General features: G+C 53.6%; 12 protein-coding genes and 1 pseudogene. 3 read left to right on the top strand and 10 right to left on the bottom strand.

The window, feature by feature from the left end:
• Nucleotides 1-167: 167 nt before the first annotated feature.
• From R5L00_RS03895 to R5L00_RS03885, 3 genes are all read right to left on the bottom strand, one after another.
• Nucleotides 168-1553: an endo alpha-1,4 polygalactosaminidase gene (locus tag R5L00_RS03895; protein WP_317653455.1), complete on the bottom strand. Its 1386-nt coding sequence runs from the start codon at nt 1551-1553 to the stop codon at nt 168-170.
• Nucleotides 1554-1630: 77 nt separating this feature from the next.
• Nucleotides 1631-3331, bottom strand: coding sequence for a hypothetical protein (locus R5L00_RS03890; RefSeq protein WP_317653453.1), 1701 nt, complete (start codon nt 3329-3331; stop codon nt 1631-1633).
• 426 nt (nt 3332-3757) lie between these two features.
• Complete coding sequence (locus tag R5L00_RS03885; protein ID WP_317653451.1) at nt 3758-4312, bottom strand: acyloxyacyl hydrolase; 555 nt, start codon at nt 4310-4312, stop codon at nt 3758-3760.
• 213 nt (nt 4313-4525) lie between these two features.
• Between R5L00_RS03885 and R5L00_RS03880 the strand changes: the two genes are divergently transcribed.
• Nucleotides 4526-5908, top strand: coding sequence for a cytochrome P450 (locus R5L00_RS03880; RefSeq protein WP_317653450.1), 1383 nt, complete (start codon nt 4526-4528; stop codon nt 5906-5908).
• Between the two features lie 642 nt (nt 5909-6550).
• Nucleotides 6551-7000, top strand: a complete 450-nt coding sequence (locus tag R5L00_RS03875) for a hypothetical protein (RefSeq protein ID WP_317653449.1) — start codon at nt 6551-6553, stop codon at nt 6998-7000.
• Nucleotides 7001-7057: 57 nt separating this feature from the next.
• On the opposite strand, the pseudogene R5L00_RS15805 reads toward R5L00_RS03875, so the two are convergent.
• The 5 genes and pseudogenes from R5L00_RS15805 to R5L00_RS03855 form a co-directional block, all read right to left on the bottom strand.
• Nucleotides 7058-7247: pseudogene (locus R5L00_RS15805) on the bottom strand (IS3 family transposase); the annotation flags it as partial.
• A gap of 175 nt (nt 7248-7422) precedes the next feature.
• Nucleotides 7423-8415 carry an isoaspartyl peptidase/L-asparaginase gene (locus tag R5L00_RS03870; protein WP_317653447.1) on the bottom strand — a complete coding sequence of 331 codons (993 nt, stop codon included), beginning with the start codon at nt 8413-8415 and terminating at the stop codon, nt 7423-7425.
• Between the two features lie 166 nt (nt 8416-8581).
• Nucleotides 8582-9637, bottom strand: coding sequence for a hypothetical protein (locus tag R5L00_RS03865; RefSeq protein WP_317653446.1), 1056 nt, complete (start codon nt 9635-9637; stop codon nt 8582-8584).
• Between the two features lie 173 nt (nt 9638-9810).
• Nucleotides 9811-10431, bottom strand: coding sequence for a SagB/ThcOx family dehydrogenase (locus tag R5L00_RS03860; protein ID WP_317653444.1), 621 nt, complete (start codon nt 10429-10431; stop codon nt 9811-9813).
• Between the two features lie 11 nt (nt 10432-10442).
• Entirely contained in the window at nt 10443-10631 is a 189-nt protein-coding gene (locus R5L00_RS03855; RefSeq protein WP_317653443.1) for a hypothetical protein, read from the bottom strand.
• A gap of 187 nt (nt 10632-10818) precedes the next feature.
• Between R5L00_RS03855 and R5L00_RS03850 the strand changes: the two genes are divergently transcribed.
• Nucleotides 10819-12216 carry an alkaline phosphatase PhoX gene (locus tag R5L00_RS03850; protein ID WP_317653442.1) on the top strand — a complete coding sequence of 466 codons (1398 nt, stop codon included), beginning with the start codon at nt 10819-10821 and terminating at the stop codon, nt 12214-12216.
• Nucleotides 12217-12835: 619 nt separating this feature from the next.
• Here the strand turns inward: R5L00_RS03850 and R5L00_RS03845 are convergent.
• Together R5L00_RS03845 and R5L00_RS03840 are read right to left on the bottom strand one after the other, a co-directional pair.
• On the bottom strand, nt 12836-14176 hold the full coding sequence (locus R5L00_RS03845) for a CAP domain-containing protein (protein WP_317653440.1): 1341 nt from the start codon (nt 14174-14176) through the stop codon (nt 12836-12838).
• Nucleotides 14177-14529: 353 nt separating this feature from the next.
• Nucleotides 14530-14850 carry a hypothetical protein gene (locus R5L00_RS03840; protein ID WP_317653438.1) on the bottom strand — a complete coding sequence of 107 codons (321 nt, stop codon included), beginning with the start codon at nt 14848-14850 and terminating at the stop codon, nt 14530-14532.
• Between the last annotated feature and the right edge of the window lie 3 nt (nt 14851-14853).

Here is a 14853-nt window from a genome sequence, read left to right as displayed (position 1 = left end):
GGTAGTACGGTCGTGAAGCGAAGCGAAGGATGGGTCGATCGCCATACGGCGGCCGGCACATTCCCGCCGCCCCACTAATTACAGCCGCATTGTCGAGCAATGCGCCGACCAGCTTCCCTTGAACTTGTTATTCTCTTCCTGCCTGTTTCATTTAAGTATGAATATGACTACCTGCAAGGTACCCTTTTCGCATCCAGGGACAAATTCTTCGTTAGAAAATCAAAATTCATTGTATTTGCTTGCGGGCAAAAACTTCTGTTTGAGAGATGATATTCAATACCGAAAACAGCTTTCCCGACATCAACAAATGGTTTGAGCGCGTTGCATTCACCGTCCTGGAAGCATTGTTCATTCACAGCAAAGTCGAAATAATTTATAAGATGCTTGATTTGTTCAAGATTATTTTTCAAACCTATAGCAAGTCCAAGATCATGTGCTGCGTCAGCAAGGGCTATATTAAAAACCAGCTGATCATTGTAGTTGAGAGGAAAGCCTGTATTGTTGCTATAGCCGTCAACATTGTCAGGATCGACACCGTCGCAGCCTTTTTTAGCAGCTTGTTCCATGCGAGCCCGCATGATGGGAATCAGAACCTCCAGTTTGCGCACATCGAGCCATCTCTCACCCGGCCAGCCATCGAGATTCCGGCCGAGAACCGAGGCCGGAAATGCGCGGCTATCAGGACGCCAGTCTTCATAGCTACCCGCGCTAAAATAACAGATGACATGCTTACCCTTTGATCGCAGTGCTGAGATAACCGCCGCACTGGTATCAAACAGGTCGATGTTATAAACATCGACATTCAAAGACGTATCGAGCGGATCAGTATATTGAATTTGCCACTTTAACCCAGGAGCCGGTTGCCAGCGATTTCCATGGCTTCCCCGATCACTACCTGTTCCTGACGCATCTACAGGCCGATTGGATCCTACACTTTTTATTTCGAACGCAACGAAGTCAAGCTGGCTATTGTCTCCCTTACTTTTTGCCCCGTAGCGTAACGTTATCTGATTTCGCCCGTTTATGAATTGGCTGGGGTCCATTATTGTTGCTGTGATATTACTCCAGGACCAGTCGGCAACATCGCGATTGTCTGCGATATAAACCCATTTGCCGGTTTTAACATCAAGCAATTCAAATTCCCATTTCTGAAAGGAAGTTTCCGGTCCCCGATAATTGGCATGCAATATTAATTTCTGAATCACCTTGCCAGGCATGGCCGGCAGGTTGAACCTGAAATCTCCTACGTATCCATCTTGATCACTATTGAATTCTATGTATTTATCAAAATTATCATCTGAGCCTTGCTGGTCTTTTACACCAAGAACTTCCAAGGGCTGCGACGTGGACGAACCTCTTTTATTCGATAAACCAGATGGAAAAATGGACTCGGCAAAACCTGCACTTGCCGCGAGCAGAGTGATGCCTGCAGCTACGAGCAGTTGAATTACGCTTTTTCCCTGTTTGATCAGGCACACCTTATAAACTGTCAGTCTTTTTATTAAGTTAATGATGGGTTTGAAAATTGTTCCGGGGTGATATCGTGTTTGCATGGCAGGGCCCTTCCTTCTTCGGGATCTTCAGTAGGTCACGGTGCACGTGACGTCAAAGGCTGTCTCACAGCTACCGCTTATTGAACTGTGGAGAGAAGGTTAACCCCCACTTTGTGCTCGCCGGCAGGCGGTCTGTTTAGAATTACTTCCCATTTCGTAACGGCAGAGCTCATCCCGTAAAACGCTCCCAATATATACTTGCAGCGAGAATCATCCGGGTCTGGGCGTACCATTGTCCAAGGGGACGGGCAAGAGGTGTAAATCCTGCGGATTGATCGTCCAGCTTCGGGCAGACCAAAGCTTTGCTGCCAGACTTTTCCATCACTTGTGGTCAGCTTGAAGATAACCGCATCCGGGGACGAGTTTACATAGCTGTTGGTGATCTCAAGGTTGAAGCCCAGCCCCAACCCGTTTACCGGAGTTTCCGAGGCAATGTACAGGCTATTTCCGAAGCCGTCTGAACTAATGTCCGCAGTCACTCCATCAGAAGCAAAGCCGCGCTGTAGCCATTGTGCCTGGCCGGTGGCTCCAAACGTGTTATCCGCTTTTACTAAAGAAGCTTCCATAATGCCAATGCTGCTCAGCAAGACGGATTTTTCCCCCTCCCCAAGATTATTGAACGACAGTTCCCACGCTTTGATCCGGCTGAGGTCGAAGTTACCCATTGGCCCCCAGGCTGCCCGGGCCCAGCCCTTTCCTTGGGGATCAAGCGAAAACCTGTATGGCAGCACGATGTCGCCCGCGGGCGTAAAGTGGCTTAAGGCATTCTTACTCACCACATCCAGTTGCTTTCCCTGTTGCCAGACGCTCCCATCCTGCATGGTCAGGCTCATGACCAATGCATTCGGATCGAAATTCTGGTCGGCATTCACTAAAGCTACGATTTGCCCGCCGCCGCTGGCCGTCAAGTCGAAGTGGGTCTGTGCTTCCTTACGCAAGGATACGGTTTCCCATGGGTCGCCTTCGGAGCGGTAGACCGCCTTCACAAATCCAAATGGATTGTAGTAATGTTGGTGCGTGCGTACATGATATAACCAGTCGGTGTCGCCATCTGTTGGGTTCCAGTCAGCATGGCGGAACAGAACGCTCCCGTCTCCAGAGGAAAACTCTACTGCGAATGGCTCTGCAGCGGTTCCCGGTGTTTCATAGTTTCCCTTCGTGTAGAGGGTATGAAGGTTGATATAGTGGTTATTGCCAGGAGGCAGGTCTACCAGGATAACTTCCCATGAGGTAACCTTGCCAAGGTCGAACGCTCCCGGTGGCCCCCACTCGGCAAGAGCGAAGGAACCTTCCTTAACCAGAAACGCTGCTGTTTGCCACACATTGTTTGCCAGCACCTTGGGCTGGTCCCAGATGCTGCCGTCCTGCATGGTCAGGCGCAACACGACACTGACATAGGGTCTGTCAGTCACATACCCCGGGCGGGCGACAAGCTGTATTTCCTGGGTTCCCTGCAGATTGAACTGTGTCCCGGCAGGACTTTTTATCGAAACGGTCTCCCAAAGATCCGCCCCAACGGAAAAGCTTCCTGCAACGTTTGCGCCAGTAAAGTCAGTAGGGACAGGATCTGTGCTTTGAGACACGGCAATAGGTCCCCAGTACGTAGTTCCATTTGCCGGGTTCCAGTCATTTTGCAGGAATAACACTGAATTGGTTGAATCAAAGCGCTGGAGAATTTTCAGTGCAGTAGCGTGCGCGGGTAGGGCAAAAACCAGACTTAAACCAGCGGCTGCGGCCAGGATGAGGCTGCGGACTTTGAAGCAATTGTTAATTATCATTGTGTGCTCCGGCAGATGGCGTTTAAAGTACTGAAGAGTCCACTACTCAGATTAGATGATGGAATTCAAATGTCAAAGGCAGAGTTCCAGTTATGGGCGAACGCTTTGGACAATCCGGAAGATGCAAGGATTGCGTCCGTGCTTAAGCCGTAGATAATCGTGGCACTGGATGAATTGGCGGCGGCACTCCTCCGCAATACGACATCAGTCCGGGCAGGTGCCCGCTTATGCTTCACATGCCGGCTGGTGAAACACAGATCTGCCCATATCGCCTGGGACTATCGCACCCCGAATGAGGCCGCTGCAAAGAGAAAACTGTGATTAATGCGCGGGTAGAAAAAGTAGTGACCGGGCGGTATTTCCGGCACACATTCCGCGAGGGGAGGGTAATCATTCCGGGGCACGCAACTTAAAGTAGATAGCGCGTCAGAAGCGGTAGCCATACCGTACGCCCAAGGTATCCATGCCCTCGTTGGCGTCAGCAAGGTATGCGTTGGAGATATGATCGAAGTATGCCGATAGCGCACTTTTGTCGTCGAAACGATATCCAATTTCAATCGGTATATGAAACAGAACCCTTGACCCGAGAGCCTTCCTGTCGTTGTGCTGTAAGTGAAGATCGCCGTTATGAACCGCACCGCCCAGTCCCACACCGAAGAATATTCCGCTGATGTGTTCATATTGCCAACGAAGGCCCGCGTAGAGCTTGGAGGTGTCGCCAGCCGTATTCACCGAGCCGCCAAAGGCGGGACGAATGGCCCCTCCGAGAATTTTGATCTGAGGCGAAAAAATCGCTTCGAGATTAACATCCACCCCGCTTTCACGGCGGAAGCCACTCCACAAACTACTGGTATCGTGGTGCAGCACCCCCAGCTTGACTTCATGCAGCCATGACGGTGTTCGTCGCTCATCTGCGTTGCCGCCAGACGAAATGACACAGCCAACGCATAAAACCAGCACCTGCCGAATATGTGCGTACATTACCTATCCTTTCAGTTCAAAAACAAGCTTCCACTGGCGCCTTTCGTCTTTTGGTATCCAAGCACTTGCCGAGGCTTGATGGCTTTCAATGTCGGCTATACTGATTTGCCGCTGAAGGCAGCAGAATAGCGAGAACTGGACAAGAACCGACAGTGAGTTTGCTTTTGTTTGGCTTATTGCATCTGATTGATGCATACGCTGAATTGAATGCTAATGAAACCGTCATTGAAATTTCCAATTGTATTGACGATGACACATAACAAAACAGTTCCACAGGTCAAAGGCGATTTTCTGCTGGGCAATTTAAGCCAGATGATTGCGAATCCGTTTCAAGCGCTTTGTGACTGGCAGCGAGATTATGGTGACCTGGTCAGCTTCAGGTTAGCTACCCGCCAATTTTATTTATTCAGTCACCCAAAACTGATCGAACAAGCCTTGATCAAGCAAAGAGATGTTTTTGTAAAAATCTACAATCCTGACAAACCAACAGGTCTGGCATTGATTTTAGGTCAGGGATTAGTAACAAGTCAGGGAGATTTATGGCAAAGACAACGGCGGTTAATGCAGGGGGTTTTTCAGAGAAGCAACATAACCTCGCTGCTGCCGCAAATCGTCACCGCTGGCAATAATATGTTGGATCGATGGCGGCAACTAGGTGATGGTGCACAGGTTAACCTCTCTAGTGAAATGACGAAGCTTACGTTAGAAGTCATCACCCAGACCATGTTCAGTACCAGTGTGCTCGACAAAATGGAACGTATCGCTCCATCTTTGGATACTTTGCTGAGGTATGCCGCTAAAACCATCGTAAGTCCTTTGACTCTCCCGTTGTATGTACCAACGCCGGCCAATCAAAAATTCAGAGAGGCATTGGGAATAATTGACGATGTCATTTACGGAATCATCGAACAACGCCGCAAGACCTCCTCGGCGCAAAATGACTTATTGGATATGCTGTTAAAAGCACGTGATGACAGCAGTGGTGAAAAGATGACTGATAGGCAGATTCGTGATGAAGTTATCACCATTTTCAGTGCAGGGCATGAAACCACCGCAAATTTATTGAGCTGGACCTTATATTTGCTGGCCCGGCATCCCAATGTTCTCGCCAAACTGCATGAGGAACTGGATGGCTTGCTGCAAGGAAAAATACCGAATGCAGAAGATTTGCAGCAGCTTGTTTATGCCAGAGCGATACTCAACGAATCGATGCGCCTCCGTCCCCCTGCCGGCATTCTGCTGCGTAAGGTTAATAAGGATACCGAGGTCGATGGTTATTTTTTAAAGGCCGGAAGACCCGCAATATTCAGTATCTTCAATCTTCATCATCACGCCGATTTTTGGCCACAACCCGAGCAGTTTGACCCAGAACGGTTTTTAATACCCGAGAATCGGAGGTTCTCGTTTATGCCTTTCGGGACAGGGGAGCGAAGCTGTATTGCTAGTCATTTTGCATTACTGGAAGCCCAGCTTTTGTTAAGCATGATAATTCAGCACTGTGATTTAGAGTTGCTCAACAAGGATGAAGTCGAGGTTGAAATGGCGGTAACCCTGCGACCCAAAGGCGGCATTCCAGTCCGAATAAAGTGGCGATGAAATCTATTTTCGGTTTCGTGGCGCTACTATACAAAAGCTGTTGAAGGTGTTTCGTTTTTTTTAGGAGTTCCGGCCTAAACTCTGCTTATTCATCCTGGGTAGTAGCTCATTCGAAAATCCCTACCCGCGCGATGTTCAAAGGCAGAGTTCCAGTTATGTGCAAACGCTTTGGACAATTCGGAAGAAGCACGGATTGCGTCCCCACCCTCGGGTACGGATGCTCGCAGCACTGATGAATTGGCGGCCATAGCCTTCCTCAACACAACATCGGTTCCCCGTATTTGTGGGGATTCTTGCCGACTTCCATTCTTTTGTATTCGGTCACTTTTTTCTCTCGGCACCGTTATTCTCCCGCGCCTCAACCCCCCAAAATTGGGCTAAGTCTTAAGTTACTTTTTCAATCACAAAATTTGTCGCTTACGCGTGGTTTCTCTCGTCAACGCGGTTTAATCGCAGAATAGGTAAGCGGGGAAAAAATCACTCAATTCATTTCTACGGTCGCTCATTCATTACCGATATATCAAATTCGATTCGATTTGAACTTGTTCTGATAACGACCTATAAAGAAAGGGAGGCTTTTTTGGTGAGGAGCCTCATGCAAGGCATCGCACCATCTAAAGTTTTGAAAAAAGGAGTGGTCAAATGATAATGAAACGAATCGTGGGGCTTAAATTTCTGGCGGTAGCATTGTTGAGCCTAGGGCTGACCGCGGCGCAGGCTGAGGAGACGAAGACCCCGGACGCAACGATAAAATTGAGTGCGGGATCGGCCTCAATCGGCGTAGGGGTTAGCTGGGGCAGCGGGACGCTCACGTACAAAGGGAAGACTTACCCAATCGAAGTTGACGGACTCTCGGTCGGTGACGTGGGCATGAGCAAGATCGAGGCCACTGGCAAGGTATATCACCTGAAGAGCCTTGACGACTTCAACGGCAGTTACACGGCCATTGGTGCCGGGGTGACGGCAGGGGGCGGAGGTGCTGCCTCCACGATGCAGAATCAGAACGGGGTGAGAGTGGATTTGGTCTCTAACACAAAGGGCGTACAATTCACTCTTGGCCCCAGCGGCGTGACCATGAAACTTAAGAAATAAGTCGACTTCATCGAGCCAAGGGGTGGGGTTCAATTCCGCCGCTTGGTTACCCCTATTAACCGGATGGGATGCGGGTAGTAACGGTTGCGGATGAATTGCCGTGGGAATTCATCTTTAACCCCTTGGAGGCTGGTGTTCGTTGTAATCCTCGAACCAGTGAGCAAGCTGTGACATAAGGGTTTTTGCATCATGCACATACACGTTTTCGTCTGAAGGTCTTGACGAAGGCTTCAGCCAAATCGGCTGATCCCCCTCGGCACAATCGCTTGGATGCGGTGGGCCGACATATGTTGCTCGTTATGCCATGCCGCAACAGTACCGAAGGGCGGATTCGGGCGACCGAGAACAGAGGAGCCGAAGGAGTACTCGCTTTTTTCTCGGAATTGCTGCTCTCAACTGTGCTTGCTCCCCTGGGTGGTAACTCATGAAAAAATTCCCACCCGAGCAACCCCGTCGTCGCCAATAGTGCCCCGAAACATGCCGCGGGTGTTGAAACGCATCGCATAATTGCCTTTTGGGTCTAGCACGATCAAACCGCCATCGCCGCCAATAGCGGCGACTTCCGCTAGCGCGTTATCCGCCGCCTCGATGATCGGAAGGTGTAGCAGCCGCACCTGTGCCGCTGTGTTGAAGGCCGCACAGGTACGGATGAACATTTCTCCGCTGCCGGTGGCGGATAACGCAACCGAGCGATTGTCCGCATAGGTTCCGGCGCCGATGATCGGCGAGTCTCCTACCCGTCCGAAGCGCTTGTTCGTGAGCCCGCCGGTCGAGGTGCCGGCCGCGAGATTTCCCCGGCGATCCAGCGCCACGGCACCCACTGTTCCGCGCTTTTTATCCGTCTTTTCGTCCGCGCCGGGCCGCGGCGTGTCCGAAAGCGCGTCATGGTCTTGGAGGAGGCGTTCCTGGGCAATGGCTTTTTGCAACTGATTCCAGCGGAACTCGGTGTGAAAATAGGAAGGATCGACGATCTCTAGCCCTTTCTCGGCAGCGAAGGCGTCTGCACCGTGGCCTATCAGCATCACGTGCGGGCTTTGCGTCATCACGGCGTGGGCGGCACGGATGGGGTTGCGTACCGCCGTGACCCCGGCAACCGAACCGGCCATGAGCGTGGAGCCGTCCATGATTGATGCGTCCAGTTCGATGCGGCCGGCATTACTGAATACCGCGCCCTTGCCGGCATTGAATAAAGGCGAATCTTCCATCACAACGAGCGCTGCAATCACGGCATCGATGCTGCTGCCGCCCGCTGCAAGCACTGAATAGCCAGCGGTCAGCGACTGCTCAAGTACCTGCGTATAAGCCTGTTCGCGTTCCGCTTTCAGCCGGGCGCGCGTGATAGTGCCGGCGCCGCCGTGAATCACTAGCCGGATGGGTGAAGTTTCCCCACTGGGCGTGTTTGTCTGTACTGTCACGTGTTGCTAAATGTAGGGGTAAAGGAAAGTTACTGTCGGGGTTTCGGCAGGATTTGTGAATGTATCCAAACTTCGAAATGGTAGCACTGGATGCTCAGAATGAGCGACGAATAAATTCGGGTGAAACATCAGGAATGTCGATGCGAAGGTGAATGAATGGGAATGTTCAGGGGGCTGGCAGCGCGCATTCGATCCCGTTCTCCATGCTCTTCAGGAAGGCGCTCGCGGCATGGCCGGTGATGTCGATCCGCTGCGTGCGATTATGTAACGTGAGGCCGAAGCCGCCCCGTTCTCTTTCCGTGCCGTCGTGGGTGCATTGCAGCCTGAGCAGGTATGCCAGACCGGTGCAGATGCACTGCCGGTAGCGTTCGGCGCGCTCATCATTTGAGGTGCGGGTGAACGCATAGGTGTCGTTGAGGCCCTCCAGCGCGCAGGCCACTTCCACCGATACTTGCGCGGCTGGGTCGCGCTCGACGTTTTCGTAGAAGCCCCGCTTGATGATCTGGTCGTGCATGCGGCAGACGTAGTCGGCAACGTCCCGTTTGATACCAGCGCTCTGAGTACACTCGAACAAGAGGCGGCAGGCCTGGGATTGCCAGTTGGCGAAGAAGACCAGCATGTCCTCCGTTACGAGCGCGCGTCCGAAGTAATGCGCATCATAATAGGAAAAGGCGCGTTCCACGCTTTGGAGGTACCGAGGGTCCTGTAACTGCCGGTAGGTTTCGAGAAGAGCGAGCATGGCCTCGCCGGCGTACAGTTCCTCTCCATGGTCGGGCAGGTCGCGGAAGTACACTTTATACGAGCCGTTCGGCCTCTGCTGCCGGAGTATTCCCCCGGCGAGGGCGGCGACTTTCTGGGTCCTGCGCGGCGACGGGGGATGCAGCAGCGCCAGGATCATGAAGGCGCTGTGGGCGATGCACGAAGGCTCCTCCAGGCCGCGGGGGTCGAGGATCAGGTACTCGCCGCGTTCCACGAGGTAATCACCGTAGTGCCGCAGCGACTTCTCGATCAGTGGTCGAAGTTCATGCCTGTTCAGGAAATCGCTGAGCACTTCCACATCCCACACAGTGGCAATGTCCCGGATGGGGGATTTCTCGCGGACGAAGTCGTTGGCCTGGGGGAGGTAGAGATACTCAAACATCGCGGTATCCGGATTGACCATGCCTTGGTACCACCGATAGACGAGCCCCAAACGCTGCGTCAGCAACTCTGCCGTCTTCATATTTGTCTCTCCAGTCGTCAAAGACGGCGGCGTTAGAGGCTGCTCCATGATCGCTGGCGCGGCGCTGGCCGCTGCCGCTGGCTTCCGCATCTCTAGCGCCTAACTCCTCGGTAGCACTCCCACCAGGGGTTGAGGCACGGCAGGGTCCTTTGCACCAAAGCAATGCAAACTCGTCAGTTACGCGGATAACCCACCGGCAAGAGATAAAGGGGTGTTTGATCCCCGGCAAGTTCTGTAACCGAGGCCACGCGCTTGTCGTCGAAGGCTCCTACCACAGCCGCGCGGAGATCCAGGGTGGCCGCCATGAGCAGGACGTTTTGGGCCACATGCCCCGCCTCCATGTGCACATACCTGATGCCGCGACGGCCATGTTTCCAGGTGCTGTGCTCGTAGTTGGCGGCGATGATGAGGATCAGGGCTGCATCTCCCAGCCAGGCCTGGCCCAGGGCCCCAGCAGCCAGCGCGGCCCTGCGGTCGCCCTCCGCCACGCTTCTTATTGCGCCGTCAATGGGCAGATAGCGGTAGATGCCGGGTAGAAGTTCGTTCACGTCGCCCGCCGCCAGGTAAATTTCCATGGGATGGAGTGCTCCGGCCGACGGGGCAGTGCGCAAATCATCCGCGTTGCTAACGCCCTGCGCCGCCCATAGCAGACTAGTCGCGTTGGCCAGGGTTACTGAGCGACGCGCATATTTTCGCTCACAACGGCGCTGGGCGAGCAGCCGTTCCAAAGGCTGGCCCGGGCTGGGTTCGGTCTGGGGTAGTCTGATGAGATCCATGATTCCATCTTTAGCCATGACATTTCAGTCTAGACGAGGAGAGTGCCTACGGCAAGTTGCTGGTCGCGTCGGGCGAGCATCAGGGGAAAGCCCGATAAAGCCGGCCTCTCATACCTCGTCGCGCCTTGATTCACAGCATAGGCTGACAGCTGGACCGCTACCTGTACCAAATGGCCTATGGCAGCGTTGATCCGCGAAGCCTCTGTCGTCATATCCACGAGTTATATTTTTCCCCGTACCCGCAAGTCTAAGCAACCCGGCTCACGGTGGTGCAGGAAATCGGCATGGCGCGTTTTCTTCAAAATATGCTCAGATAGCCACAACAAGCCGGAAAAGCCGCAAACAGCCGCACAGCGGTTGGGGTACGTGACCAAAGCTATTTCTTAACTCAATTGGGGAGTTACCATGTTTAAACGTAAAAAAACGAGCATTCTTGTTCCAGGAGCACTTGTGGTTATGGCCGGGATGATGCAAGCCACGGAAGGCACGGCCGCGCCGACTTCTTTCGACAATTTCACTCCGTTAGCGAGCAGTGTGCCGCCGGGCTCATTGCCAGAGTCGGCCCCGTTCCAGTTATCCGCGCCTAATTTCTCGCAGGTCCGTATCGCCGATCGCACCACCCAGCTTGGCCTCGGCGAAGCCAACACGGGTAGCTGGGATATGATCACCGCGAATGAAACTGGCCCTAACGCCGGCCGTTACCTCTTTAGCCCATTTGAAACCTCGATGGCCGGGGTGCATCGTATCGATTTAATGACAGGGCTAACGAAGACCATCGTTGCGCCGGGCACGCAGGGCTTTGTTTCAGGTGACGCCTCCCGCTGGGCGCCTTGGGGCGGGCTCTTGACCGCCGAAGAATCCTGGGGGGGCGGTAGCACAAAGGGTCGTCTGTTTGAAGTGACCAACCCCGTGACCGCGACCGGCACGAGCGACGCGAATTTTGTAAGCCGATCCATCCTGCCGCATGTATCGCATGAAGGCCTGGTTTTCGACAAGAACAACAGCCTCTACTTCATCGATGAGCTGAATGGCGGCAGTATCTACAAATACGTCTCTGCTAATCCGAATGCCACCAGCGGTAACGACTACTTTGCGGCCGGACAGACGTTCGCCATGCTGGTCAATGGCGGTGGTAATGCCAACGCTGTAGGTGCAGTCACTTGGGCGCCGATAACCAATACCTCTGGCGGAGCCCTTGCCGGGGTATCCGTCATCAACGCCGACGGCAGCATTGATGGGCGGTTAACAGCCGACGCGGTGAAGGGAACCGACTACCAGCGGCCCGAGGATATGGAGATCAAAACCCTGGCCAATGGGGATCAAATGATATTTGTCGCGACCACCACGACGAATGAGATCTACTCCATCAATTTGGCTTCCAACCAGGTGAACCTGTTCGCGAGTCGCGGCACGACCGATGAGGCTACGGGCGTGGCAGTCGGCACGACGCTGACCAGCCCGGATAACTTGGCAATAGATGGCGCTGGCAATATCTATATTGTCGAGGACCAGCCCGGTGGAGTCGCTGACATCTGGTTTGCCCGCGATACCGGGAACGATGGCGTGGCCGACTCCTTGGGACGTTGGGCCTCCATGTCCACGATTGGGGCCGAACCCACGGGTCTTTATTTCGACAAATTCAATTCCAATGTCGCGTATGTGAATGTCCAGCACCCGGATAGCCTGGCGGACAGCACCGTCATGATCTCCGCCGTGCCTGAGCCGGAAACCTACGCCATGTTGGTGGCGGGTTTGGGTCTGCTGGGAGCGGTAGCGCCTCGCAGAAAGATATCCGCGAAGTAATAAAATTAGAGGAAAACAAAATGCAACGGTAGCGAGCTGCCGTTGCATCTCAGCGGCAGGAAGGGGCTGTCACACACCCGCCCATACCTCTTCGTCTTCCTCATCTTCGTCGTCTTCTTCCTCTTCCTCTAACTCACCTTTCCTTGACGAGTACGAGGCTGCGCCTGAACTCGAGCTAGAGGTGGGAACCTGTTATTTCAATAACGTCGCCTTTCGGATTGGTCAATACGTGCGGAGTGGCAGCGAGCTGCTGCGGTGCGAGAGGGGGTGTGGGTACGCAAAGATGAGATGGAACCGGACTAGCCAGCGTTCGTTCCCATCTCGCCTACTTCCGCTGCTCTACCGTATGCCCAATTTCAGCGGAGGTTGTGTCGACTTGCCACCCTATTCTCGATGTGGCCGGGGCGAGCTCCAGTGGCCGGATGCTATCTGTGGGCGTCGCGCCGTAATGTTTTCCCTTGTGCACAAAAAAACCACCCGAGGGTGGTTTTTAATTTGGAATGGCCGGAGCGAAGATCGCAAACTTCATCTCGCCCCGGCGTTTTCCCGGGCAGACTGGCGGCGTTACTGTCGTAGGGAACCGTTTGGTGGATTACTCAAACCTCCAGTTCCACTTTGATCAGATAACGTAGAAATCCGCGTCGCTAAGATTAATTTCAGCCGTCAGTTGGGCGAACTGCTGGGCGGCCGCGCCACCTGTGCCGTCGGCATCGTAATACAGTCCGCCGGTATCCGCGTCGTATATTATCCGATCCGTGGCGTCATGCGCTGCAGTACCAATATGAAAGGCTGATGCACTCAGGTCACCGCCGCGCAGACTGGTAAAGATGCCATTCTCTAGGTAGATCATGTCCTCACTCGTTGAATAGTCCGTAATCGTGTCTACTGCTCCGACGAAGGAGGCATTGAACACGAACGCATCTTGACCCGTTCCACCGGTCAAGGTGTCTGTCCCCGCGTTACCCCACAGTGCATCGTTGCCGCTGCCACCATTGATGCTGTCGTTGCCGGAATCGCCATACAGCCTGTCACGCCCGCTACCGCCGTCGAGTTTGTCGTCTCCGGCTTTACCGTAGAGCCTGTCGCTGCCCTCGAGGCCCACGATCACGTCGTTAGCGGAGGTCCCATCCAGAGTGTCGCGTCCTGCCGTACCGGAGATTGTGCTGGACCCGGGTATCGTTGGCGTTGTTGGGGTTGTAGGAGTTGTAGGAGTTGTTGGGGTCGTTGGCTCGTCGGGCGTGGTTGGTGTGCCGCTGCCGCTCCCGGAATTGACGAGATCCAGCTTGATATTCTTGCTGCCAAGACTGACCTGTTTGGTGGTGGCAACTCCACTGCCAGAAAAATTGACCGTGTAGCTTCCGGCCGCGAGGGACAGTTCATAGCCCCCCGCGCCATTCGTGGTGGTCGTCGTGACGGCGTTGGTCGCCATATTTTTTGCGCTGACCGTGATATTTCCCAGCCCTTCACCGATGTCGTACCGCTTGTCACCATCCGCATCGCCAATGGCAACGCCTGTCACAAAAGAATTCGATCCGCTACGGCCGAAGTTTTGCGTAACGAACGCGGCCTCGTAGGTACGGTATTGTCCAACCTCGAACCCTACCCCTATTTCGCGGTAGCTATCATTCAACAGGTTGGCACGATGTCCGGGCGAATTCATCAGGTTAGTGTGTAATTGCTCCACTTCATTTTGCAGGCCCGCGGGCGAACGGGTGCTCATCCAGGCGATATTTTCAGCCCAGCCGCTAGGGGAGTACCCAGCGGCCTTGATGCGGGCGCCGGGATCGGATCCGCCTGCGCCAGTGTGGGAGAACGTGTCTGTCGAGATCATCCAGGCACTATGGTTTTCAGCCGACTCATTCAGGTCACTGTCGGAAGCAAGAGGCTGCGCGCCAACTTTAGCGCGATCAGCGTTGATGAGTTCAAGCATATACTGCTCATAGGCGTTGACTTGAGACATAAGTAAAGCTCCAGTTTATTTCGACGTGCGAAGTTAAAAGGATGAGCGTTGTAGAACAAGCGCTCGTACTGCGAGGGGAATTACAGAGAAGCTGTGCACAAGCTCTAATTAAGCACAGCAGTACAATTGTACCAGAGGTTGAGGTACAGTCCACCTGGAAAAGGCCTGCAAAGAGGGTTTTTTTCGGTCTTTCATGGCTGGCGGACGTGTTATTCCCGCATTTGGAGCCAGAGCGAAGGTGGGTTTTGGGGTTGGGCGGGAGGATCGGTGACGGGGCCGCTTATGCGGCCCGTGTTTTGCGCGACGGAAGCTTTTGCCCGTATTTTGCAATTGGGGAGGGGTTTCGCGAAGGTTTAGGCGGCGGCCTCATAGCCGCTATGAGGGAGCGCGAGGGAGTGCGTGGTAATACCGAGAATTTTTTTGTAGTTGAGCACGGCTTTTCTGGTGTGGACGACACGAAGCGCTGTCCACCCAAAGGTCATGCCAAGCAAATACATGCCGGTGCCGGAGTACAGCAGATCAATGTCGCCGTCATGGTTCTCGACCGCATTGATTATTTTCCAAAATGCCAGGTCATCTTCCTCGTTCCAGGCTTCATCTCCTGTTGCCCTTATCTGGTCTCTTAATTCCTTTTCTTCCGCTGACAGGTCCCACGCATCATTCTCGTAAGTCATTTT

The sequence above is a fragment of the Nitrosospira sp. Is2 genome, from assembly GCF_033095785.1.
Lineage (GTDB): Bacteria > Pseudomonadota > Gammaproteobacteria > Burkholderiales > Nitrosomonadaceae > Nitrosospira.
The sequence above is the reverse complement of the archived record's forward strand: the minus strand, read 5'-3'. Positions and strand labels throughout refer to the sequence as shown.